Raw genomic sequence first — 21,984 nt, forward strand, 5'->3', positions numbered from 1 at the left:
CGATCCCCGGCGGCGGTCATGGCTGACCTCATCGCCGGCGTCGCGTCGCCCATGTGGGCGTACGCGCTGTTGTTGACGCTGCTGGTCGCCGACGCCTTCGTCCCGGTGGTGCCGACCCAGATCGTCATGATCACCACCGGCGCGCTGACCGTGTACGGCGGGCTCAGCCTGCCGCTCACCATCGCGGTCGGTGCGGCCGGCGTCTTCGTCGGCGACCTGGCGTGCTACCTGCTCGGCCGCACCACACCGGCCCGACGGGCGACCAGGGACGCGACGCCGGGCCGGGCCCGGCGGGCCGTCACCCGGGCCACCCGCCGGCTGCGCGAGCCCGGACCGCTGGTGATCCTGCTCTGCCGGTTCGTGCCCGGCGGCCGGATGGCGGCCTGTTTCTCGGCCGGCCGCAGCCGCTATCCCTACCGCCTCTTCCTGGGCTACGAGGCGGTGGCGGCCGTCGCCTGGGCCGGCTACGGCACGCTCGTCGGTCACCTGGGCGGTCGGGCGCTCACCCAGTCGGGCTGGCGGCTGCTGCTGATCGGCGGCCTGGCCGCGCTCGGCTTCGCGGCGGCCGGCTGGGTGATGACCTGGCTCAGCACCCGGCAGCCCCAGCCGGCCGGGGCGACACCACGAGCACGTGACCACAGCGAAGGAGAACCGATCATGAATGACAGGACGAACTGGCGCGACGTCGGGGCGCAGGCCCGGCGGCTCGATCCCACCTGGAACGACCCCGAGCGGGTGGCCCGACGCCGGCGGCTCAGGAAGCAGATGCTGGCCGCGGTCGACGGTGCCCGCCCCGACCGGGCCGGCGAGGAGCCGGACCCGCCGCCGTCCCGGACCGAAGCTTCGGTCGACTAGGCCACGCGATCGGCTTACTGGCAGAGCACAGCCCGGCCCTTGGCCGGCGGTCGGGAACATCCGGCTCGACGTGGCCTGACGCGAATGGTTAACGTCACCGCGTGGACACTCCTCGATCGGTGACGCCGGACGCGGGCCGGAACCGGAACACCCACCCGTACGCCGTGGTCGACGTCTTCGCCGACCGTCCTCTCACCGGCAATCCGCTCGCGGTCGTCACCGACGCCGACGATCTCACCGACGCGCAGATGGCCGCCATCGCCGTCGAGTTCAACCTCTCCGAGACCACGTTCGTCTCCCGCCCCACCCTGCCGGGGGCCGACCACTCGCTGCGCTCTTTCACGCCCGGCGGCGACGAGGTGGGCGGGGCTGGCCACAACGCGCTCGGCGCCTGGTGGTGGCTCGTCACGATCGGCGCCGCGCGGGCACCGGGAGCCGTCCAGCAGCTCGGCGGCCGGGCGCTGCCGGTGCACATCGACGCCGACGACGGGGTGCTCACCATCGGTCTCGACCAGGGGCCGGTCGAGCTGGCCGAGGCCCCGGTGACGGCACAGGCGCTGGGCGAGGCGCTCACCGCAAGCGACCCGGTACGCCTCGATCCGACGCTTTCCCCGGTCACCGGATCCGTCGGCAGCACCCATCTACTCGTCGCCCTGACCTCCCCCCGGGACGTCGACGCCGTCGAACCCCACGGGCCGGCCCTGGCCCGGGTCCTGGCGGACCTCGGGGCAGAGGGCTGCTACGTCTACAGCCGGTCCGGCGACGCAAGCGCCGGGCACGACGCCTACTGCCGGTTCTTCAACCCGACCGTCGGGATCGACGAGGACCCGGCCACCGGCACCGCGGCCGGTCCGCTCGCCGCCCACCTGCACCGGCTAGGGCTCGTCGGCGACCGGGTGCGGTTCCTCCAGGGCAGCGCGATGGGCCGGCCGTCGGTCCTGACCATCGACGTCGCGCCCGAGGGAACCAGGCTCACCGGTCGCTGCGCCCTGGCCGCGACCGGCCAACTTCACCTCTGAGGCGTCACTCCAGCTCGTGGAGCATGAGCTGGCGGGCGGCCTCGGTGATCGACCCGGACAGGCTCGGGTAGATCGTGATGGTCTGGGCCAGCTCGTTGACGGTGAGGTTGTTCTCCACCGCCATGGTGATCGGCAGGATCAGCTCGCTGGCCTTCGGCGCCACCACCACACCACCGATCACCTGGCCGCTGGCCGGCCGGCAGAACAGCTTGACGAAGCCGTCGGCCAGGTCGTCCATCTTCGCCCGGGCGTTGCCGGACAGCGGCAGCATCACCTGGCGGGCCGGGGTCTTGCCGGCGTCCACCTCGTCCTGCGACACGCCGACGGTGGCCAGTTCCGGGTCGGTGAAGACGTTCGCCGCGACGGTACGCAGGCGCAGCGGTCGCACCGCCTCGCCCAGCGCGTGCCACATCGCGATGCGGCCCTGCATGGCCGCGACGCTCGCCAGCGGCAGCACGCCGGTGCAGTCGCCGGCCGCGTAGACGCCCGGCACGTTGGTGCGGGAGACCCGGTCGACCGTGACGTAGCCGCCCCGGGCCAGCTCGACACCGTACTCGGCCAGGCCCAGGTCGGCGGTGTTCGGGATCGAGCCGACCGCGATCAGCGCGTGCGAGCCGGTGACCTGCCGACCGTCGGAGAGCATCACCTCCACGCCGTCGCCGACCCGGCGGACCGCCTCGGCCCGGGAGTTGTTGAGGATGCTCATGCCCCGGTTGCGGAACACCCGCTCGATCGCCATCGCGGCGTCGGCGTCCTCGTGCGGCATCACCCGGTCCCGGCTGGAGACCAGCGTGACCCGGACGCCCATCGCGAGGTAGGCGCTGGCGAACTCGGCGCCGGTGACACCGGAGCCCACCACGATCAGGTGCTCGGGCAGGTCGGGCAGGTCGTACACCTGACGCCAGGTCAGGATGCGCTCCCCGTCGGGGAGCGCGGTGGGGAGCTGGCGCGGGGTCGCGCCGGTGGCGACCAGCACGGTGGCGGCGTCGACCGGGTACGGGGCCGCGCCGTCGGCGGGGGTGACGACCACCTGGTGGGTGTGGCCGAGCTTGTCCTCGCCGAGCCGCGCGGTCCCGGCGACGAACTCCACCCCGGCCTTGACCAGCTTGGCGTGGATGTCGGCGGACTGGGCGAGGGCGAGCCGCTTGACCCGCTCGTGCACCGCCGGGGCGTCGACCGTGACGGCCTCCAGGCCGTCGGAGTGCACCCCGAACTCCTCGGTGTCCCGGTAGCCGGTGACCACTTCCGAGCTGGCGATGAAGGTCTTGGAGGGCACGCAGTCGGAGAGCACGCAGGCGCCGCCGGCGCCCTCCGCCTCGACCACGGTGACATCGGCGTCCAGCTGGGCGGCGACCAGCGCCGCCTCGTACCCGGCCGGTCCACCGCCGATGATCACAATCTGGCTCACTGAGCCATCCTCTCGTCCGTGCTCACAGTGACTTTCTTTTCCCCGTCGTGCCCGACACGCACCGTCGTATTCTCCCCCACCCGCCGACCGGGCTATCGTCGTCGCCGTGCGTCTCTACGCCGCTTACGGCTCAAACCTGGACCCCGCTCGCATGCGCGCCTACTGTCCGCATTCGCCGATGGTGGGCACCGGCTGGCTGGAGGGGTGGCGACTCACCTTCGCGGGCGAGGACGTCATCGGCTGGGAGGGCTCGGTCAGCACCGTGGTCGAGTCCCCGGGTGACCGGGTCTTCGTGGCGCTCTACGACATCCACCCGTACGACGCCGCCCAGCTCGACGAGATCGAGGGCGTGACCGCCGGGACCTACCGCAAGCTGACCGTCCGCATCTCGACGCTGGACGGCGACGTGACCGCGTGGGTCTACGTCTTCGACGGCTACGAGGGCGGCCTGCCGACGTCGTGGTACCTGTCGGAGATCGCGAACGCGGCGGAGAAGGCGGGCGCACCGGACGACTACGTCACCGAGCTGCGGTCCCGCCCCACCGGCACAGCGTCCGCGTAGCGCGTCTCCCACCCCGACAGTGTGCGCCGGACGACCGGCCGCCCGCTCGCCGACCCCCGGCCCGGGGGTCCCGGGTCACACCTCCGGGGCGGGCACGGTCCGCTCGTACATGTCGGTCCAGCGCTCCTCGACCAGCCCGACCGAGCGGTAGAGCGTGACCGGGGCGGTCGGGTTGGTCAGGTCCACGCCCAGCCCGGCCCGGACGCGCCCCTTGGCGGCGTAGACCGCGAACGCCCGGCGCAGGAGCGCCGCGCCCACCCCACGCCGCCGGTGGGTGGGCAGCACGGACAGCGTCCGGACCCAGCCCGAGCCGTGCTCCACCGCCTGGTCGGAGGACTGCAACGCACCGGCCGGCTCACCGTCGACCTCGGCCAGGAACCACTCGTCCCAGACCCTGCCGTTCGCCGGGATCAGCTCCCGCCAACGCGCGAAGTCGAGCGGCTCGTAGTCGAGCGTGTCGCGGAACGCGGTGTCGTGGATCCGGTGGAACAGCCGCAGGTCGGCCTCGTCGTCGGGGCGCAGCGGCCGGACCGTCACCCCGGCCGGCGGGGCCGGCTCGGCCGGCAGGTCCGCCAACGGGCGGCTCATCCGGACGTACCGCTTGACCCGGGTGAACCCGGCCGCCACCAGCTCGCCCGCCCAGCGGGTCTCCGGCGCGTACGCGCCGGTGCGCGCGGTCAGCGCGGGCACGCCGCGCTCGGCGGCCCGTTCGGCGACCCGGTCGAGCAGCCGGGCCAGCAGCGGGGCGCGCAGCTCGACGCCCCGGGCCGGATCGACGAGCACGTCCACCCACTCCCGGCCGACGCCGGTCGGGTTGCTCAGGATCGACCAGGCCACCGCCGTCCCGTCCGGGTCGGTGACCAGCCAGGAGTCCCGGGCCGGGTCGACGAAGGGCGCGGTCAGCGCGTCCCGCACGTCGTCGGCGTCGAAGTCCGGGTGGCCCACCGCGAACGTGTCGGCGGCGTGCACCACTGCCAGGATCGCGGGGACGTCGTCGAGGGTGGGGCGGCGGGCCGTCCAGCCGGCGGGGAGCGTCACGCGGCCGATCCTGGCAGCCGGCCCGACCGTTCCGCCTCCCAATTATCCGCGCCGGGCGTGCCGTCGCGCGGCGGTGAGCAGCTCGACCAGCTCCGTGCCGGCGGCCGGACCGAGGACGTGGAACGCCGGGGACACCAGGCGGTCGGTGACCGCCTCGGCCCAGATCCGGCGGCGTACCAGCGGTCCGATCGGCGGGTACGGCGGCGCCCATCCGCACGCGGCGGCGCCCGCCTCCCCTTCCGGGCCGGCCAGCACCGCCTCCAGCGGGGTCAGCCCGGCGGCCCGCACCGCAAGCAGGTACGCCCCGGCGAAGTGCTCGCGCAGCAGCAGCAGGCCGACGGCCGCGCGGGCCCCGGCGGACGGGTCGGGCACCGGCATCGGCATGGCCCGCCAGGCGGCGAAGAGCGGCATGGCGCTGCCGTCCGCCGCGTCGACGGCCCGGCCGAGCAACCCGGCGAGCCGGGACACCCCGGGTGCGTCGCCCAGCCGGGCCGCGCCCCACCGGCAGCACTCGGCCAGGTTGGCGGCGGCCACCTCCAGCGGCGGCACCGTCCGCGCCGAGGCGTCCCACCCGTCCGCGACCGCTTCCGGGGCGATGAACCCGAGCGTCGCGGCCACCGTCTCGGCCCGGACGTCGCCGAGCGCGCCGGCCCGCCCGGTGATGTAGAAGGCCCACCCGGAGATGCCGAGCAGCCGGGCCCGGCGCAGCGTGGACGGGCAGCGGGAGAACGCCTCCCCGAGTTCCAGCACCAGTGGCTTGCTGGCGGCGACGACCTGCTCGGGAGTCATGGCCGGCCCGCCGTCCGTCCACCGTGGTCGTTCATCACGCTCAGTCTGCCCGGTCGTCACCGTCTTCGGCATCCCCCTCTTCGGCGTCGAGCGCCTCCAACACGGCCTCCACCTCGCCGGCCCGCCGACGGGCGGCGGTGACCGTCCGTTCCGCGCCCCGACGGGCCAGCCGGGCCCGGCTCAGCTCCTGTTCGGCCACCGCCCGGCGGCGTTCCAGCTCGGCCAGCTCGGTCTCGATCCGGTCCAGCGCCGCCACGCCGTCCCGTTCGGCCGCGCCCGCCCCGGCCAGTTCCTGTTCGGCCCGTTCCAGGTCCGTGTGGGCCTTCGCCAGCTCGCGGGTCGCCGCCCGCCGCCGGGCGGCCCGTTCGGCCCGCGCCGCCCGCTGGTCGCGGGCCCGCCGCGCCTCGGCCCGCGCGGTCGCCCCGTCCGGCCCGCCGGACCTACCCGCCCGCTCCGGCCCGCCGGACTCACCCGCCCGTTCCGGTACGCCGGCCGTGTCCTCGCCGCCGGTCACCAGCCGCAGCTGCGGGCGGGGCACCTCGCCGAACCCGGCGTAGTGGCTGGCCCGCAGCAGCCGGCCGGCGCGTACCTGCTCGGCCACCTCGGTGTCGGAGAGCGCGGCGTTGAGCGTCGCCTCCACCTCGCCCAGCGGCAGCTTCCCGGCCGGCGGCGCGGCGGGTTCGGCGGCGGCCAGCCTGCGTACCTCGGCGACCAGCGCGCCCACCACGGCGCGCCGCTGGGCGGAGAGTTCCCGCAGCTTGCCGCCGCGCAGGTCGCGTTGGGCGGCGCGGAGCGAGTCGGCGAGCCGGGCGAGGTCGGCGACCAACTCGGGTCGCCGGATCGCGAGCAGGTTGACCAGCCAGGCCGCGACCGTGGGGCGTCGCAGCCGGCCGATCTCCCGGGCGGTACGCGGATCGCCGGCCTCCCGCGCCTGCGCGACGGCGGCGTCCCGGGCCGCGACGAACCGGTCCGGCGGCGTGGCGTAGAGCCGCCGGATCAGGTCGACGGGAACGTCAGGCATCGATCCGGGTGCCCGGCTCCAGTCGGCGGTAGTCGGTGCCGGACATCGCGGTGTACTGCCGGTCCAGCACGCCGAGGCCGTTGGCGTTGAGCAGCCCGTCGTGCAGCGCGTACGCGCGGCGTGGGGCGACCGCGCGGATGAAGTCGAGCACCTCGGAGAACTTCGACCAGGGCGCGTGGATCGGGGCGAACAGCGTGTCCACCCGGACGTCGTCGGGGGCGACCAACGCGTCGCCCGGGTGGTAGACCGTGTCGGCGAACAGGTAGCCCAGGTTCGGGATCACCGGGATGTCCGGGTGGATGACCGCGTGCTGCCCCCCGTACGCGCGCACCGGCACGCCGGCGGCGGTGAACGACTCACCGGGCGTGACCACGACGAGCGCCTCGGCGGCGTCGCCGAGCACGCCGGCGAGCGAGGCGGGGCCGTGCACCGGCACCGCCCGCCGCTCCAGCGCCCGGGTCAGCGCGGCGACGTCCACATGGTCCGGGTGCTCGTGGGTGACCAGCACCGCGTCCGCCCCGTCCAGCGCCCCGGCCGCGTCGCTGAAGACACCGGGGTCGACGACCAGCACTCCCCCGTCGTGCTCCAGCCGGAGACAGGAGTGGGCGTACTTGGTGAGCCGCATCGTGACTCCTCCAATATCGAATCGTGACGTCCTCAGCGCAGTCTGCCGGAACCGGCGCGACCACGCGTCGCGTCCGAGGTATCGGTCCCGGCTGGCGGGGCCGAGACGACGATCGGAGCGGGGAATGGGCGGACGACGACTCCGGGGCGGGTCCCTGGTGGCGGTGGGTCTGGTCGCGATGCTGGCTGTGGGCGCGTGCAGCGCCGGCGGGGACAGCGATGGGAGCAGCGGTGGCCGCGACGCGGCGGCACCGGCTGCCGAGGGTGGCGCCGCGCAGGACCGGGACCAGGCGGCGCCCGGCGGGACCGGCGGCGCCGACCTGCGGGTGGACCAACGGTCCATCATCTACACCGGCACGATGCAGGTGCGGGTGGACGACGTGGACGCCGCGGCGCGGGAGGCGACCACCGCGGTCACCGCGGCCGGCGGCTTCGTCGGCGGGGACCGGCGGTCCAGTTCGTCGGCGGACGCCCGGGCGGTGCTGACCCTGCGGGTGCCGGCCGACAAGTTCGCCGGCGTGATCGACCAGCTCGCCGGCTACGGCCGGCAGGAGCGCCGGGAGATCCGCACCGAGGACGTCACCGAGCAGGTGGTCGACCTGGACGCCCGGATCGCCACCCAGCGGGCCCGGGTGGAGAGCGCCCGCAAGCTGCTCGCCCAGGCGAGTTCCGTGGATCAACTCGTCACGCTGGAGAACGAGGTGGGCACCCGGCAGGCCGACCTGGCCGCGCTGGAGGCACGCAAGCGCCGGCTGGCCGACCTGACCGCGCTCTCCACCATCACCGTGACGTTCCTGGGTCGCGACGCCAGCACCGCCGAGGAGGGTGCCGACCTCGGCTTCCTCTCCGGGCTGGGCGGCGGCTGGGCGGTGTTCCTCACCTCGGTACGCGTGCTGCTCACCGTGCTCGGCGCCGTGCTGCCGTTCGCGGTGGTGATCGGCGTACCGCTGTGGTTGCTGCTGCGCTGGCGGCGGCGGGTGCGGGCTCGGCGGACGCCGCCGCCCGGCCGGTACCCGATGGGACCGCCGCCGGTCGGGCCGGGCGGCGGCCCGGTCAGCGCGCCGCCGCCAGTGCCCGCAGCGCGGTCTGGACCATGAGGCGTACGCCCGCCTCGATGGCGCGCTCGTCCACGTCGAAGGAGGCCCGGTGCAGGTCCATGTTGGGACCGTTCCGGCCGACGCCGAGGCGGGCGAGCGCGCCGGGCACGTGCTCCAGGTACCAGGAGAAGTCCTCGCCGCCCATGCTCTGCGGCGTCTCGGCGATGCCCTCCGGCCCGAGCGCCGACGCGGTGGCGGCGGTGAGCACGCCGATCGCCCCGGCGTCGTTGGTCACCGGCGGGCGACCGCGCAGGTATTCCAGGTCGACGGTGGCGCCGGTGGGGGCGAGCACGTCCCGTACCACCTGGGCCACGATCTTGGGGGCCTGCTCCCAGGTCTCCCGGTCCATCACCCGCAGCGTTCCGGCGGCGGACGCCTCGGAGGGGATGACGTTGTAGCGGGTGCCGGCCGAGGCGTGGCCGAACACCAGCAGCAGCCCGCTGTTGGCCGGCACCCGGCGACTGATCAACGTCGGCACCTCGGTGACCAGCCGGCCGAGCGCGTCGACCAGGTCGACGGTCAGGTGCGGCCGGGCGGTGTGCCCGCCCGGCCCGGTGAGCCGGACGGTGACGTTGTCGGCGGCGGCGGTGATCGGGCCGACCCGCAGGCCGACCTTGCCGACCGGCAGGTTCGGGTCGCAGTGCAGCGCGAAGATCTGCACCACGTCGTCGAGGCCGCCGGCCTCGATCACCTCCAGCGAGCCGCAGGGCAGGATCTCCTCGGCCGGCTGGAAGATGAGCCGCACCCGGCCGTCGAGCTCGCCGAGGTCGGCGAGCTGGGCGAGCAGCATGCCGACGCCGAGCAGCACGGCGGTGTGCACGTCGTGGCCGCAGGCGTGGCAGACGCCGTCCACCGTCGAGCGGTACGGCACGTCCTTCGGGTCGCTGAGCGGCAGCGCGTCGATGTCGGCGCGGAGCGCGACCACCGGCCCGTCGGGGCGGCCGTCGATGTCGCAGATGACGCCGTTGCCCTTCGGCAGCAGTCGCGGGCTCAGGCCGGCGAGGGATAGCTCCCGGTGCACCAGGGCGGCCGTCTCGAACTCCTCGCCGGACAGTTCCGGGTGGGAGTGGATGTGACGGCGGGTCGCGATGAGGCCGGGTACCCGCAGCGCGAGCAGATGGTCGAGCTCGAAGGGCAGGGGCTGGGAACCGGTCGGCGCCTCGGGCCGGGACGACGCCAGCGGGCCGCCCGAGGGCAGCGTCAACGCACTCGTCACGTCGAATTCTCGATCACTTGAGAGGGATGGATCATCGGGCAGAACAGCAGACAGCCTAGACCCCCGACGGTGACGCTGCGCAACATCTTTCGCGTAGCGATCGGACCGCGCAGCGTCACGAATGCCCTGGTGGGAGCGCTCGAATATCTGCGGGACAGCAGGTAGATCGTGGTCGGACGCGGTCATCTGCCCCCCACCTCCTACAACGCGTAACCGATTCATCGATTACCAGAAGCCGAGTCGTCGTTCCGAATTGTCGCATTAGTCGCGGCAATTAACTGCCACTCCGACAATTGCCCGACAACCGTCGGCTGCCGGGCGACTCCCGACGGTGACATGGCCGTCCGCTCACCGACCGCACATGCTGTCCGTCCCGTTCACCCGATCGGGTTACCCGCATTCCGAAATCGCACACCCGCGAGAATGCGAACGGCGGCCCGCGCCGGGCACCCGAGGGTGCCGGCGGGGCCGCCGTCGGGACGTCTCAGAACCGGTCACTCGGCCGGTGGATGCCCCACACGTCGCGCAGCGTCCCGCAGACCTCGCCCACCGTGGCCCGGGCCCGCAGCGCCTCCTTCATCGGATAGAGCACGTTCGCGTCACCCTCGGCCGCGGCGCGCAGCTCGGCCAGCGCCCGTTCGACCGCTCCCGGGTCCCGCTCGGCGCGCAGCCTGGCCAGCCGGTCCGCCTGGGCCGCCTCGATCGACGGGTCCACCCGCAGCGGCTCGTACGGCTCCTCCTCGTCGACCCGGAACCGGTTCAGCCCGACCACCACCCGCTCGCCCGCGTCGATCTCCTGGGCGATCCGGTACGCGGACTGCTCGATCTCGCGCTTCTGGAAGCCGGCCTCGATGGCGTCCACCGCCGAGCCGTGGTCGAACACCCGGTCCATCAGCTCGACCGCCGCCGCCTCCAGCTCGTCGGTCATCGCCTCGATCACGTACGACCCGGCGAACGGGTCGACGGTGGCGGTGAGATCCGTCTCGTACGCCAGCACCTGCTGGGTCCGCAGCGCCAGCCGGGCCGCCTTCTCGGTGGGCAGCGCGATCGCCTCGTCGAAGCTGTTCGTGTGCAGCGACTGGGTGCCGCCGAGCACCGCGCCCAGGCCCTGCACCGCCACCCGGACCAGGTTGACCTCCGGCTGCTGCGCGGTGAGCTGCACGCCGGCGGTCTGGGTGTGGAACCGCAGCATCAGCGACTTCGGGTTCTTCGCGCCGAAGTCGTCGCGCATCAGGCGGGCCCAGATGCGGCGGGCCGCGCGGAACTTGGCGACCTCCTCCAACAGCGTGGTGCGGGCCACGAAGAAGAACGACAGCCGGGGCGCGAAGTCGTCCACGGCCAGCCCGGCCGCCAGCGCCGCCCGGACGTACTCCACGCCGTTGGCCAGCGTGAACGCGATCTCCTGCGCGGGCGACGCGCCGGCCTCGGCCATGTGGTAGCCGGAGATGGAGATGGTGTTCCACTTCGGCACCTCGGCCCGGCAGTAGGCGAAGGTGTCGGCGACCAGCCGCAGCGAGGGCTTCGGCGGGAAGATGTACGTCCCCCGCGCGATGTACTCCTTGAGGATGTCGTTCTGGATGGTGCCGTTGAGCGCCCCGCCCGGCACCCCGGTCTCCTCCGCCACGAGCTGGTAGAGCAGCAGCAGCACCGAGCCGGGGGCGTTGATGGTCATCGAGGTGGAGACCTTGTCCAGCGGGATGCCGCCGAACAGCGTGCGCATGTCCTCGATGGAGTCGATGGCGACACCGACCTTGCCCACCTCGCCGTGCGCGATCGGGTCGTCCGAGTCGTACCCCATCTGGGTGGGCAGGTCGAACGCGACCGACAGGCCCATGGTGCCGGCCCGCAGGAGCTGGTGGTAGCGCGCGTTGCTCTCGGTGGCGGTGCCGAAGCCGGCGTACTGCCGCATGGTCCACGGCCGGGACGTGTACATCGTCGGGTAGACCCCGCGGGTGTACGGGTACTCGCCCGGCTCACCGAGTCGGGCGTCCAGGTCCGCCGGAAGGTCGGCCGCCGTGTAGACGCCCTTGATCGGGAAACCCGACTCGCTTGACCGCGCATCACTCATTACCGGATGGTAGGACGCGGTCGCCGCCCGATGGGTGAGGGATACCGCACACCGGCACCGGCGGCCCACCGGAGGTGAGTAGCTGGCCACATACCGTCGAGTAGGTAAACGCCCGCCGCGTCGGGTTTCGCATCGGGCGTCGGAACCAGCAAGATAGAGGGGTTGTGTCCCAGCCCCCTCGATATCCCCCGGTGGCTTTTCTGTGACTCAGATTCCGACGTGGAGCGGCGGACCGGCCAGTCCTCCCACTGGACGCGCGGCGCCCGGCACCACCATCGGTGGTCGCTACTCGCTGCGATCCCCGGTGGGCAACGGCGGCATGGGCACGGTCTGGCGGGCCACAGACACACTTCTGCGCCGCGACGTGGCGGTCAAGGAGGTCGTCCTCCCGCCGGGGCTCGCCCCCAGCGACCGCGACGCGCTCTACGAACGGACGCTGCGCGAGGCCCGCGCCGCCGCCGCGATCCAGCACCCGGCCGTGGTGCAGGTCTACGACGTGGTCACCGAGGGTGGCCGGCCGTGGATCGTGATGGAGCTGCTGGACGCCCGCAGCCTGGCCGACATGGTGATCGAGGACGGGCCGGTCGCGCCGCGCGCGGTCGCCAAGATCGGCATCGCGCTGCTCGGCGCGCTGGAGGTGGCGCACGCGCTCAGCGTGCTGCACCGCGACGTCAAGCCGGCCAACGTGCTGATCTGCTCCGACGGGCGTTGCGTGCTGACCGACTTCGGCGTCGCCCGGATGCCCACCGACGTGCAGCTCACCACGCCCGGCATGGTGCTCGGCTCGCCGCACTTCATCTCCCCCGAGCGGGCCATGGGCCAGGAGTTCGGCCCGCCCAGCGACCTGTTCTCGCTCGGCGTGACGCTCTACACCGCGGTCGAGGGCCGGCCCCCGTTCGACAAGGGCGACCCGATCGAGACCATGCACGCCGTGGTCGAGGACCCACCGGCCACGCCGCAGCGCAGCGGCCCGCTCACCGGCGTGCTGATGGGCCTGCTCGAGAAGGACCCGGCCCGCCGCCTCGACGTGCACCGGGCCCGGGCCATGCTGCGCGAGCTGCTCGCCGGCCCGCTGACCAGCACCGCCACCGCGGTCAACTCGGTCACCGACCCGTACGCGGTGGTGCCGGTGCCGCGTCCGACCACGCCGCCGCCGGCCGCGCCGGAGCCGAAGCCCAGCGGGCAGATCGGCGGCCGGGCGATGATCGGCCCGAGCGAGTCGCTCACCGACCGCCTCGCCGCGCTGCGGCGCGGGGAGCGCCCCGCCGCGAAGCCGGCTACCGGCGCCGCGGCGCTCGACGAGACAAGCGCCGACGCGCTCGCCGGCCCGCTGCACACGCCGACCGGCGCGATGTCCGGGCCGGACGCGCCCGAGGCCACCCAGCGCATCTCGCCGGACGCCACCGTCCGGTTCGACCAGGGCGCGGGCACGGACGCCACCCAGCACGTCCCCACCGCCACGCCGGCCACCTACGGCGGCAACGCCGACGCCACCCAGCCGGTGTACGGCGGCGGCGCGCAGTGGTCGGTGCCGGGCACCGGCCAGCCGTGGACCACGCCGGCCACCGCGCCGGCCGCGAGCGGTGGCACGTCCCCGGGGCTGCTCGGCAAGGTCAAGGCGTGGCCCCGCAAGGTCCAGCTCGCCGCCGCGGGCGGCCTGGCCGTGGTGCTGCTGGTGAGCGTGATCGCGCTGACCAGCGGCGGCGGTGACGACGCGCCGCCGCCGATCGTGGGCACGCTGCCGTCGAACTCGGCCGCCGCCGCGCCGGAGATGCAGGAGCAGACCGTCAAGGGCATCACCATCCAGGTGCCTAAGGGCTGGCAGCGGCAGACCGGCGGCCTCTACGTCGACTACGTCGACCCGAACGACGAGGGCCGCAAGGTGCGGGTCATCGCGGAGGACTGGGGCGGCACCTCGATCAGTTGGGCCGAGTTCGCCTCACGCAACCTGAAGAAGAACAGCGCCAAGAGCAAGAACTGCCCGGCCCCCTACACCGAGGTGTCGGTCTCCGAGCAGCCGCTCGCCGGCCAGAACGCGGGCCAGGTCGAATACACCTGCGGCGAGGGTGACGCCATGCGGCACGGCGTCTGGCGGGGCCTGGTCTCCGACGGCAAGGTCTACTCGTTCTACCTCTCCTCCACCGACGCGCGGTTCGCCGAGAGCAAGCCGATCTTCGACGCGATGGCCGGTTCGTTCCGGCTCACGGCCGACAACTGAGTCGAGGCCGACGACCAGTGGTGATCCGCCGCCGTGCTATCAAGAGGCCATGGCGGCGGACACCACTGACCTTGACGACCTTCGCGTTTCAGCCGAGCGCTGGCTCGCCGACGACCCCGACCCGGCCGACCGGGACGAGCTGCGCGCCGTCCTCGACGGGCTGCCCGGCACGGCCGCCGAGCTGGCCGACCGGTTCGCCGGCCCGCTGACGTTCGGCACCGCCGGCCTGCGCGGCCCGCTGCGCGCCGGGCCCAACGGGATGAACCTCGCCGTGGTCACCCAGGCCGCCGCCGGGCTGGTCGGCTGGCTCGCCGCCCAGGGCGGCGAGGGCCCGCTGGTGATCGGGTACGACGCCCGGCGCGGCTCCCGCGCGTTCGCCGAGCGCACCGCCCAGGTGGCCACCGGCGCGGGCCGGCCGGCGCTGCTGCTGCCCCGCCCGCTGCCCACGCCGGTGCTGGCGTTCGCGGTCCGGCAGCTCGGCGCCGTCGCCGGCGTGATGGTCACCGCCAGCCACAACCCGCCGCAGGACAACGGCTACAAGGTGTACCTGGGTGCGCAGCTCGGCGGTGAGTTGGGCGCGGGGGCGCAGATCGTGCCGCCGGCCGACGCCGGCATCGAGGCCGCGATCCGGGCGGTCGGCCCGCTCGCCCGGGTGCCGCTCGGCCCGGCCGGCCAGGTGCTCGGTGACGACCTGGTCGCCGCGTACGTGGACCGGGCCGCCGCGGTGGTGGACCCGGCCGGTCCACGCGACCTGAGGGTGGCGTACACACCGCTGCACGGGGTGGGTGCGGCGGTGCTGACCGCCGCGTTCGCGCGGGCCGGCTTCGGCGTGCCCGGGGTGGTGCCCGAGCAGGCGGAACCGGATCCGGCGTTCCCGACCGTCAACTTCCCCAACCCGGAGGAGCCGGGCGCGGTGGACCTGCTGGTCGCGCTCGCCGACCGCACCGGCGCCGACCTGGCGATCGCCAACGACCCGGACGCGGACCGGTGCGCGGTGGCCGTACGCGATGCCGGGTCCTGGCGGATGCTGCGCGGCGACGAGGTGGGCGCGCTGCTCGCCGACCACCTGATGCGGCGCGGCGTGACCGGCCTGTACGCCACCACCATCGTCTCGTCGACGCTGCTGCGGGCGATGGCCGAGGCACGCGGGCTGCCCTACGACGAGACGCTGACCGGGTTCAAGTGGATCGTCCGGGCCGGCGGCGGCCGGGAGCCGCTGGTCTACGGCTACGAGGAGGCGTTGGGCTACTGCGTCGCGCCGGGGCACGTGCGGGACAAGGACGGCATCACCGCCGCGCTGACCGTCGCCGAGCTGGCCGCCGGGCTGAAGGCCCAGGGTCGGACGCTCACCGACCGGCTGGACGAGCTGGCGGCCGAGTTCGGCGTGCACCACACCGACCAGCTCTCGGTGCGGGTGGAGGACCTGCGGGTGATCGCGGACTCGATGGCGCGGATCCGGGCGGCCACCCCGACGTCGCTGCTCGGGCAGCCGGTCGCCGAGGCGTCCGACCTGCTCCCCGAGGCGGACGTGGTGATCCTGCGCACCGACGCCGCCCGGGTGGTCATCCGGCCCTCCGGCACCGAACCGAAGCTGAAGGCGTACCTGGAGGTGGTGGCGCCGGTGACCGACGGCGACGTGCCGGCGGCCCGCAGCCGCGCCCGGGCGGCCGTCACCGAGCTGCGCACCGAGATCGCCGCCGCGCTGGGCCTCTGACCACGACGCAAGGAGGGGCCCCTTCTTGACACCTGAGGGTGAGAGGGGGCCCCTGCTATACCGGAGGCGTTAGGAGGGGGCCCCTCCTTGACGCTTGCCGAGGGCGGCGTCGACCGCCTGGCCCAGCGCGACGATCACCAGGCTGACCGAGGGGCGTACCACGCTGTCGTCCAGGCTCACCGTGCCGGAGAAGCCGGCGCCGGCCGCGATCTCCTCCAGCCGCTTGCCGGCGTCGTCCGCGTCGGCGCCGGTGAGCCCGAGCGCCGGTTCCATCCGCAGCACCGCGACCAGCGTGGCGAGCGCGGCGGTCCGCTCGTCCGGGAGCTGCCCGCTGGTCAGCGCGTCGGCCAGCCGCCGTCGGATGTCCGCCTCGACCGAGGCGTCCGCCACCGGGTAGCGGTGCACGTGGATGAAGCCCAGCTCGGTCTCGTCGACGTCGCGGACCACGCCGCGTTGGCAGAGGTCGCCGAGGATCTTGTCGCGCAGCCCGTGCCGTAGGCGCTGTACCCAGGACGCCGGCGTGTGCGGGGTGTCCGCGGCCATCTTGGCGAGCACCGCGTCCGCGATCGGCTCGCCGGTCGGCGCCGGGTCGACCACCGCGAGGTTCCCGTCCGCGTACGCGATCCGGCCGGCCAGGGCCAGCTCGACCAGCACCGCCGCGGCCATGCCCAGGTCCAGGCTGATCCGCGGCATGGCGGCCTTGCCGGATTCGTCGTCATACGCGAGGAGGAGCAACTCCTCGGCGAGCGCAACACCAGTCATGGCCCGGAACGCTAGCGCCTCCCCGCACCCCGCGCACCAACTCGCCGGGGTCGCGTCCCTCGGGTCGCCTGATTCACGGAAAGCGGGCCTTTCCGGGGGGAAATGCGCCCTCTTTCCGTGAATCAGCGACAACCCGGGCGTCAGAAGCGGGGCATGCCGCCGAACTGGCGGTCGCCGGCGTCGCCGAGGCCGGGGACGATGAACATCTTGTCGTTCAGGCCCTCGTCGATGGACGCGGTGACCAGGCGCAGCGGCAGGCCGCTCCGCTCCAGCCGCTCGATGCCGACCGGGGCGGCCAGCACGCAGAGCACGGTGATGTCGGTGCAGCCCCGGTCGGCGAGCAGCCGGCAGCAGTGCTCCAGCGAGCCGCCGGTGGCCAGCATCGGGTCGAGCACCAGCACCGGCCGGCCGCTGAGGTCCCGGGGCAGCGACTCCATGTAGGCGCGCGGCTCGTACGTCTCCTCGTCGCGGGCCAGGCCCACGAAGCCCATCGACGACTCGGGCACCAGGGCCAGCGCGGCGTCGGCCATGCCGAGCCCGGCCCGCAGCACCGGCACGAGCAGCGGCGGGTTGGCCAGCCGGGTGCCCTCGGTGGCGGTGACCGGGGTCTGGATCGAGTAGTTCTCGACGGGGAAGGAGCGTGCGGCCTCGTACACCAGCATGGTGGTGAGTTCGCGCAGCGCCGCCCGGAACGACGAGGAGTCGGTCCGGGCGTCCCGCATGGCGGTCAGCCGCGTCTGGGCTAGCGGATGGTCAATGACGGTTACGTCCACGATCGCTCAACCTACCGGTCACCGACGTAGCGCAGGACGGGTGCGGGCGGACCAGCGACGCCACTCACCCGGTCGCCGTGTGACCAAGATCACTCGACTCGCGGGTGCGTACTATTCGGGGCATGACGGCGACAGCGACGTCGGCCCGGTCGGACCTCTCCGAGCTGGGACGATCCGAGACCGCTCTGCGGACCTTCCTGCACGGCCTACCGGGCGTGGACCAGGTCGGCGCGGAGCAGCGGGCGGCCCAGCTCGGCACCCGCTCCATCAAGACCACGGCCAAGGCCGAGGCGATCGACCTGGCCATCCGGATGGTCGACCTGACCACCCTCGAAGGGGCCGACACCCCGGGCAAGGTGCGGGCGCTGGCGGCCAAGGCGCTGCGTCCCGACCCGGCGGACCCGAGCTGCCCGCACGTCGGCGCGGTCTGTGTCTACCCGGCGATGGTCCCGTACGTGGCCGAGGTGCTGCGCGGCAGCGGTGTGCACCTGGCCAGCGTGGCGACGTCGTTCCCGTCCGGGCAGGCCCCGTTGGAGATCAAGCTCGCCGACGTCCGGGCGGCCGTCGAGGCCGGCGCGGACGAGATCGACATGGTGATCAACCGGGGCGCGTTCCTGGCCGGGCGCTACCAGGAGGTCTACGACGAGATCGTGGCCACCAAGGAGGCGTGCGGGGACGCGCACCTCAAGGTGATCCTGGAGACCGGCGAGCTGGCCACCTACGACAACGTGCGGCGTGCCTCCTGGCTCGCCATGCTGGCCGGCGGCGACTTCATCAAGACCTCCACCGGCAAGGTCCCGGTCGCGGCCACGCTGCCGGTGACGCTGGTGATGCTGGAGGCGGTCCGCGACTTCCGCGCCGCCACCGGGCGGCAGGTCGGCGTGAAGCCGGCCGGCGGCATCAAGAACACCAAGGACGCGATCAAGTACCTGGTCATGGTCAACGAGACGGTCGGCGCCGACTGGCTCGACCCGGACTGGTTCCGGTTCGGCGCGTCCAGCCTGCTCAACGACCTGCTGATGCAGCGCACCAAGCTGACGACCGGCGTCTACGCCGGCCCCGACTACTTCACCCTGGACTGACCGCGATGTTCGAATACGCACCCGCCCCCGAGTCACGCTCGGTGGTCGACCTCAGGCCCTCGTACGGGCTCTTCGTCGACGGAAAGTTCGTCGACCCGGCCGACGGTGGCAGCTTCAAGTCGATCAACCCGGCCTCCGAGGAGGTCCTGGCCGAGATCGCCGAGGCCGGCAGCGCGGACGTGGACCGCGCGGTCCGGGCCGCCCGGACGGCGTACGAGCAGGTCTGGGGTCCGATGCCGGGCCGGGACCGGGCGAAGTACCTGTTCCGGATCGCCCGGATCATCCAGGAGCGCTCGCGCGAGCTGGCCGTGCTGGAGTCGCTTGACAACGGCAAGCCGATCAAGGAGTCGCGCGACGTCGACCTGCCGCTGGTCGCCGCGCACTTCTTCTACTACGCCGGCTGGGCGGACAAGCTCGGGCACGCCGGCTTCGGCTCGGACCCGAAGCCGCTGGGCGTGGCCGCGCAGGTCATCCCGTGGAACTTCCCGCTGCTCATGCTGGCCTGGAAGATCGCCCCGGCGCTCGCCGCCGGCAACACGGTGGTGCTGAAGCCGGCCGAGACCACGCCGCTGACCGCGCTGCTGTTCGCCGAGATCTGCCAGCAGGCCGACCTGCCGGCCGGCGTGGTCAACATCGTCACCGGGGCCGGCGACACCGGCCGCGCGCTGGTCGAGCACCCGGGCGTGGACAAGGTCGCGTTCACCGGCTCCACCGAGGTCGGCAAGGCCATCGCCCGCGCGGTCGCCGGCACCCGCAAGAAGCTCACCCTGGAGCTGGGCGGCAAGGCCGCCAACATCGTCTTCGACGACGCCCCGGTCGACCAGGCGGTCGAGGGGATCGTCAACGGCATCTTCTTCAACCAGGGGCACGTCTGCTGCGCCGGGTCCCGGCTGCTGGTCCAGGAGTCGGTCGCCGAGCAGGTGCTGGAGTCGCTCAAGCGCCGGATGGCCCGGCTGCGGGTCGGTGACCCGCTGGACAAGAACACCGACGTCGGCGCGATCAACTCGGCCGAGCAGTTGGCGCGCATCCGCGAGCTGTCCGACGTCGGCGCCGCCGAGGGGGCCGAGCGCTGGTCGCCGCCGTGCGAGCTGCCGGACCGCGGGTTCTGGTTCGCGCCGACCATCTTCACCGGGGTCACCCAGGCGCACCGGATCGCCCGCGAGGAGATCTTCGGCCCGGTGCTGTCCGTGCTGACGTTCCGCACCCCGGCGGAGGCGGTGGAGAAGGCCAACAACACGCCGTACGGGCTGTCGGCCGGGATCTGGACCGACAAGGGTTCCCGGATCCTGTGGGTGGCCGACCGGCTGCGCGCCGGCGTGGTGTGGGCCAACACGTTCAACAAGTTCGACCCGACCTCACCGTTCGGCGGCTACAAGGAGTCGGGCTACGGTCGCGAGGGCGGCCGGCAGGGGCTGGAGGCGTACCTCAATGTCTGAGCGGGTCGCGGTACGCAAGACGTACAAGCTCTTCATCGGCGGGAAGTTCCCGCGCAGCGAGTCGGGACGGTCGTATCTCGTGCAGGACTCCAACGTGTCGCTGGCCTCCCGCAAGGACGCGCGGGACGCGGTGGTCGCCGCCCGGGCCGCGGTGAAGGGCTGGGCCGGGGCGACCGCGTACAACCGGGGTCAGATCCTCTACCGGGTCGCCGAGATGCTGGAGGGCCGGCGCGAGCAGTTCGTGGCGCTCGGCGTCCCGGCCGACGAGGTGGACGCCGCGATCGACCGCTGGGTCTGGTACGCCGGCTGGTCCGACAAGCTCCCCCAGGTCTACGGCGGGGCGAACCCGGTGGCCGGCCCGTACTTCAACCTGTCCGCGCCGGAGCCGACCGGTGTGGTCGCCGTGGTGGCCCCGGAGACGCCGGCGCTGCTCGGCCTGGTGAGCGTGATCGCCCCGGCGATCGTCACCGGCAACACGGTGGTGGTGGCCGCCTCCCCGGCCGCGCCGCTGGCGGCGGTCACGCTGGCCGAGGTGCTGGCCACCTCCGACCTGCCGGGCGGAGTGGTGAACATCCTCACCGGCCGGATCACCGAGACGGCGCCGACGCTTGCCGCGCACATGGACGTCAACGCGATCGACCTGACCGGTGTGGCGGACGCCGAGCTGGCGGTGGAGCTGGAGGTCAAGGCCGCGGAGAACCTCAAGCGGGTGCTCCGGCCGGCCCCGGCCGACCACGACTGGCACACCGACCCGGGCCTGACCCGGATGACCACGCTCCTGGAGACCAAGACCGTCTGGCACCCCAAGGGCGTCTGACCCCCCTCCCCCCTCTCACCCCCACCAGATCCGCGCACTTTCACGCAAGGAGCGGGGGTGGGGTGGGGTCTACTACGGGGGGTAGGATTGGCGGGTGACTCGGCTGGGGGACCTTGAGCGTGCGGTGATGGACGTGCTGTGGGACTCGGTGCCCGCCACGTCGGACGGGGTGACCGTGCGCGAGGTCGCCGACGCCCTCGACGGGCGTGAGCTGGCCTACACCACCGTGATGACGGTGCTGGACCGGCTCGCCGGCAAGGGCATGGTCCAGCGCGAGCGGGAGGGGCGGGCCTGGCGGTACCGGCCGGCGGCCACCCGCGAGGCGCACATCGCCCAGCTCATGCTCGACGCGCTCGATCTCGGCGGCAGCCGGGACGCCGCGTTGGTGCGCTTCGCCCGCTCGGTCACCGGCACGGAGGCGGACGTGCTCCGCGCCGCGCTCGGCGCCGAGGCCGGGCTGGCCGACCCCCGACCGGGCGGGCCGGCGCTCGACGAGGCGACGGACCGGTAGGCGGCTGCCGTGGCGTACGCCGTGCACTTCGCCGCCACCGTCCTGGCCTGCTGGCTGACCGCGCAGGTCCTCGCCGCCGCGCGGTGGACGTGGCGCGCGCCGCGGGTGGCGATCGTCTGCTGGCAGGCGGTCGGGCTGGCGCTGGGGCTGTCCGCCATGGGGCTGCCGATGGCGGTCGGGCTGGCCGCCTACGACCGGCCAACCGGGAGCGCGCTGCTGGCGCTCGGTGACGACCTGGCCCACGGCACGCTGCCGGCCGGCCTGGGCGCGGTGCACCTCAGCCTGGTGGGGGTCGGTTTCGGCATCGGCGCGGTGCTGGTCACCACCACGGTGCGCGCCGTGCACGGCGCGGTCCGCGCCCAGCGCCGGCACCGGGAGCTGCTGAGCCTGGTGGCCCGGCGCGACCCGACGGTGCCCGGCGCGCTGGTGCTCGACCATCCGAGTGCGGCGGCGTACTGCCTGCCCGGGGTGCGTCCCCGGGTGGTGGTGAGCGCCGGCACCGTCGACCTGTTGGACCCGGCCGAGCTGGCGGCGGTGCTCACCCACGAGCGGGCGCACGCGCAGGAGCGGCACGACCTGGTGCTGCTGCCGTTCACCGCGTTGTGCCGGGCGCTGCCCTGGTTCCGCTGGGTGCGCGACGCGCACGCACGGGTGGCGTTGCTGGTCGAGATGCGCGCCGACGACAAGGCCCGGGAGCAGCACGCGGACGAGCCGCTGGCCGGTGCGCTGCGTCGGTTCGCCGCCGCCGGGCACCGGGTGACGCCGGCCGGCACGCTCGGCATCGGCGACCGGGACCTCGACGTACGGGTGCAGCGCCTGCTGGTCGCGGACCGCCCGCCCCGGGTGCTCGGCGCCACCGCGCTGGCCGTCGCCGGCACGCTCGTCGCGCTGCCGGTCTCCCTGTTCCTGAGCTGAGCCGCCCCCTACGGGGTTGCTCCGGGTTCCCGGGCCCGCATAGGTAGAAAGTCTACGTG

The 21,984-nt window shown here is 73.7% G+C and carries 20 protein-coding genes; 11 read left to right on the forward strand and 9 right to left on the reverse strand.

The window, feature by feature from the left end:
• Window positions 1-18 precede the first annotated feature (18 nt).
• Window positions 19-855 carry a DedA family protein gene (locus TPA0908_RS27560; RefSeq protein ID WP_281942904.1) on the forward strand — a complete coding sequence of 279 codons (837 nt, stop codon included), beginning with the start codon at window positions 19-21 and terminating at the stop codon, window positions 853-855.
• A 101-nt stretch (window positions 856-956) separates the two neighbouring features.
• On the forward strand, window positions 957-1,874 hold the full coding sequence (locus TPA0908_RS27565; protein ID WP_281942905.1) for a PhzF family phenazine biosynthesis protein: 918 nt from the start codon (window positions 957-959) through the stop codon (window positions 1,872-1,874).
• A 4-nt stretch (window positions 1,875-1,878) separates the two neighbouring features.
• On the opposite strand, the gene TPA0908_RS27570 is transcribed toward TPA0908_RS27565, so the two are convergent.
• The gene (locus TPA0908_RS27570) at window positions 1,879-3,282 is read right to left on the reverse strand and encodes an NAD(P)H-quinone dehydrogenase (RefSeq protein ID WP_281942907.1); all 1,404 of its coding nucleotides are present in this window, start codon (window positions 3,280-3,282) and stop codon (window positions 1,879-1,881) included.
• Between the two features lie 106 nt (window positions 3,283-3,388).
• Between TPA0908_RS27570 and TPA0908_RS27575 the strand changes: the two genes are divergently transcribed.
• Window positions 3,389-3,844 carry a gamma-glutamylcyclotransferase gene (locus TPA0908_RS27575; RefSeq protein ID WP_281942908.1) on the forward strand — a complete coding sequence of 152 codons (456 nt, stop codon included), beginning with the start codon at window positions 3,389-3,391 and terminating at the stop codon, window positions 3,842-3,844.
• A gap of 75 nt (window positions 3,845-3,919) precedes the next feature.
• Here TPA0908_RS27575 and TPA0908_RS27580 read toward each other — a convergent pair whose 3' ends face one another.
• From TPA0908_RS27580 to TPA0908_RS27595, 4 genes are read right to left on the reverse strand one after another with little or no spacing between them, the layout of a single operon-like run.
• Window positions 3,920-4,882, reverse strand: a complete 963-nt coding sequence (locus TPA0908_RS27580; RefSeq protein WP_281942910.1) for a GNAT family N-acetyltransferase — start codon at window positions 4,880-4,882, stop codon at window positions 3,920-3,922.
• A 42-nt stretch (window positions 4,883-4,924) separates the two neighbouring features.
• Window positions 4,925-5,671, reverse strand: coding sequence for an SCO6745 family protein (locus TPA0908_RS27585; RefSeq protein ID WP_281942911.1), 747 nt, complete (start codon window positions 5,669-5,671; stop codon window positions 4,925-4,927).
• Window positions 5,672-5,711: 40 nt separating this feature from the next.
• A complete protein-coding gene (locus tag TPA0908_RS27590; RefSeq protein WP_281942912.1) occupies window positions 5,712-6,692 on the reverse strand; it encodes a hypothetical protein in 981 nt (326 codons plus the stop codon).
• On the reverse strand, window positions 6,685-7,317 hold the full coding sequence (locus TPA0908_RS27595) for an MBL fold metallo-hydrolase (RefSeq protein ID WP_281942914.1): 633 nt from the start codon (window positions 7,315-7,317) through the stop codon (window positions 6,685-6,687). The genes TPA0908_RS27590 and TPA0908_RS27595 overlap by 8 nt, the downstream gene beginning before the upstream one ends.
• 124 nt (window positions 7,318-7,441) lie before the next feature.
• On the opposite strand from TPA0908_RS27595, the gene TPA0908_RS27600 reads away from it, so the two are divergent.
• Entirely contained in the window at window positions 7,442-8,413 is a 972-nt protein-coding gene (locus TPA0908_RS27600) for a DUF4349 domain-containing protein (RefSeq protein WP_281942916.1), read from the forward strand.
• Here the strand turns inward: TPA0908_RS27600 and TPA0908_RS27605 are convergent.
• Both TPA0908_RS27605 and TPA0908_RS27610 read right to left on the reverse strand, forming a co-directional pair.
• Entirely contained in the window at window positions 8,370-9,629 is a 1,260-nt protein-coding gene (locus tag TPA0908_RS27605) for an amidohydrolase (RefSeq protein WP_281942918.1), read from the reverse strand. The two genes, TPA0908_RS27600 and TPA0908_RS27605, sit on opposite strands and share 44 nt — an antisense overlap.
• 484 nt (window positions 9,630-10,113) lie before the next feature.
• Window positions 10,114-11,697 carry an acyl-CoA mutase large subunit family protein gene (locus tag TPA0908_RS27610; RefSeq protein ID WP_281942920.1) on the reverse strand — a complete coding sequence of 528 codons (1,584 nt, stop codon included), beginning with the start codon at window positions 11,695-11,697 and terminating at the stop codon, window positions 10,114-10,116.
• A gap of 202 nt (window positions 11,698-11,899) precedes the next feature.
• Here TPA0908_RS27610 and TPA0908_RS27615 point away from each other — a divergent pair, with 202 nt between their 5' ends.
• Window positions 11,900-13,915 (forward strand): serine/threonine-protein kinase, encoded by a 2,016-nt coding sequence (locus TPA0908_RS27615; protein WP_281942921.1) that lies wholly within the window; start codon window positions 11,900-11,902, stop codon window positions 13,913-13,915.
• A gap of 49 nt (window positions 13,916-13,964) precedes the next feature.
• A complete protein-coding gene (locus TPA0908_RS27620) occupies window positions 13,965-15,629 on the forward strand; it encodes a phospho-sugar mutase (RefSeq protein ID WP_281942923.1) in 1,665 nt (554 codons plus the stop codon).
• Window positions 15,630-15,698: 69 nt separating this feature from the next.
• On the opposite strand, the gene TPA0908_RS27625 is transcribed toward TPA0908_RS27620, so the two are convergent.
• Complete coding sequence (locus TPA0908_RS27625) at window positions 15,699-16,391, reverse strand: GOLPH3/VPS74 family protein (protein ID WP_281942925.1); 693 nt, start codon at window positions 16,389-16,391, stop codon at window positions 15,699-15,701.
• A 140-nt stretch (window positions 16,392-16,531) separates the two neighbouring features.
• A complete protein-coding gene (gene upp, locus TPA0908_RS27630) occupies window positions 16,532-17,164 on the reverse strand; it encodes a uracil phosphoribosyltransferase (RefSeq protein ID WP_281942927.1) in 633 nt (210 codons plus the stop codon).
• 122 nt (window positions 17,165-17,286) lie between these two features.
• On the opposite strand from upp, the gene deoC reads away from it, so the two are divergent.
• The 5 genes from deoC to TPA0908_RS27655 all read left to right on the forward strand — a co-directional run bounded on the left by deoC (window position 17,287) and on the right by TPA0908_RS27655 (window position 21,925).
• On the forward strand, window positions 17,287-18,246 hold the full coding sequence (gene deoC, locus TPA0908_RS27635) for a deoxyribose-phosphate aldolase (protein ID WP_281942929.1): 960 nt from the start codon (window positions 17,287-17,289) through the stop codon (window positions 18,244-18,246).
• 5 nt (window positions 18,247-18,251) lie between these two features.
• A complete protein-coding gene (locus TPA0908_RS27640) occupies window positions 18,252-19,682 on the forward strand; it encodes an aldehyde dehydrogenase family protein (protein ID WP_281942931.1) in 1,431 nt (476 codons plus the stop codon).
• Window positions 19,675-20,499: an aldehyde dehydrogenase family protein gene (locus tag TPA0908_RS27645; protein WP_281942933.1), complete on the forward strand. Its 825-nt coding sequence runs from the start codon at window positions 19,675-19,677 to the stop codon at window positions 20,497-20,499. Before TPA0908_RS27640 ends, TPA0908_RS27645 begins: the two co-directional genes overlap by 8 nt.
• 94 nt (window positions 20,500-20,593) lie before the next feature.
• Window positions 20,594-21,010 carry a BlaI/MecI/CopY family transcriptional regulator gene (locus TPA0908_RS27650; protein WP_107157189.1) on the forward strand — a complete coding sequence of 139 codons (417 nt, stop codon included), beginning with the start codon at window positions 20,594-20,596 and terminating at the stop codon, window positions 21,008-21,010.
• Between the two features lie 9 nt (window positions 21,011-21,019).
• Window positions 21,020-21,925, forward strand: coding sequence for a M56 family metallopeptidase (locus tag TPA0908_RS27655; protein WP_281942936.1), 906 nt, complete (start codon window positions 21,020-21,022; stop codon window positions 21,923-21,925).
• The last annotated feature ends 59 nt before the right edge of the window (window positions 21,926-21,984 follow it).

It is taken from the genome of Micromonospora sp. AKA38 (assembly GCF_027925725.1).
Lineage (GTDB): Bacteria > Actinomycetota > Actinomycetes > Mycobacteriales > Micromonosporaceae > Micromonospora.

Bases quoted from the DNA above. Each gene is read 5' to 3' on its own strand.
- TPA0908_RS27585 (WP_281942911.1), bottom strand. From the start codon at position 5,671: ATGACTCCCGAGCAGGTCGTCGCCGCCAGCAAGCCACTGGTGCTGGAA.
- TPA0908_RS27610 (WP_281942920.1), bottom strand. From the start codon at position 11,697: ATGAGTGATGCGCGGTCAAGCGAGTCGGGTTTCCCGATCAAGGGCGTC.
- TPA0908_RS27625 (WP_281942925.1), bottom strand. From the start codon at position 16,391: ATGACTGGTGTTGCGCTCGCCGAGGAGTTGCTCCTCCTCGCGTATGAC.
- TPA0908_RS27600 (WP_281942916.1), top strand. From the start codon at position 7,442: ATGGGCGGACGACGACTCCGGGGCGGGTCCCTGGTGGCGGTGGGTCTG.
- TPA0908_RS27560 (WP_281942904.1), top strand. From the start codon at position 19: ATGGCTGACCTCATCGCCGGCGTCGCGTCGCCCATGTGGGCGTACGCG.
- TPA0908_RS27595 (WP_281942914.1), bottom strand. From the start codon at position 7,317: ATGCGGCTCACCAAGTACGCCCACTCCTGTCTCCGGCTGGAGCACGAC.
- deoC (WP_281942929.1), top strand. From the start codon at position 17,287: ATGACGGCGACAGCGACGTCGGCCCGGTCGGACCTCTCCGAGCTGGGA.
- TPA0908_RS27590 (WP_281942912.1), bottom strand. From the start codon at position 6,692: ATGCCTGACGTTCCCGTCGACCTGATCCGGCGGCTCTACGCCACGCCG.
- TPA0908_RS27640 (WP_281942931.1), top strand. From the start codon at position 18,252: ATGTTCGAATACGCACCCGCCCCCGAGTCACGCTCGGTGGTCGACCTC.
- TPA0908_RS27620 (WP_281942923.1), top strand. From the start codon at position 13,965: ATGGCGGCGGACACCACTGACCTTGACGACCTTCGCGTTTCAGCCGAG.
- TPA0908_RS27645 (WP_281942933.1), top strand. From the start codon at position 19,675: ATGTCTGAGCGGGTCGCGGTACGCAAGACGTACAAGCTCTTCATCGGC.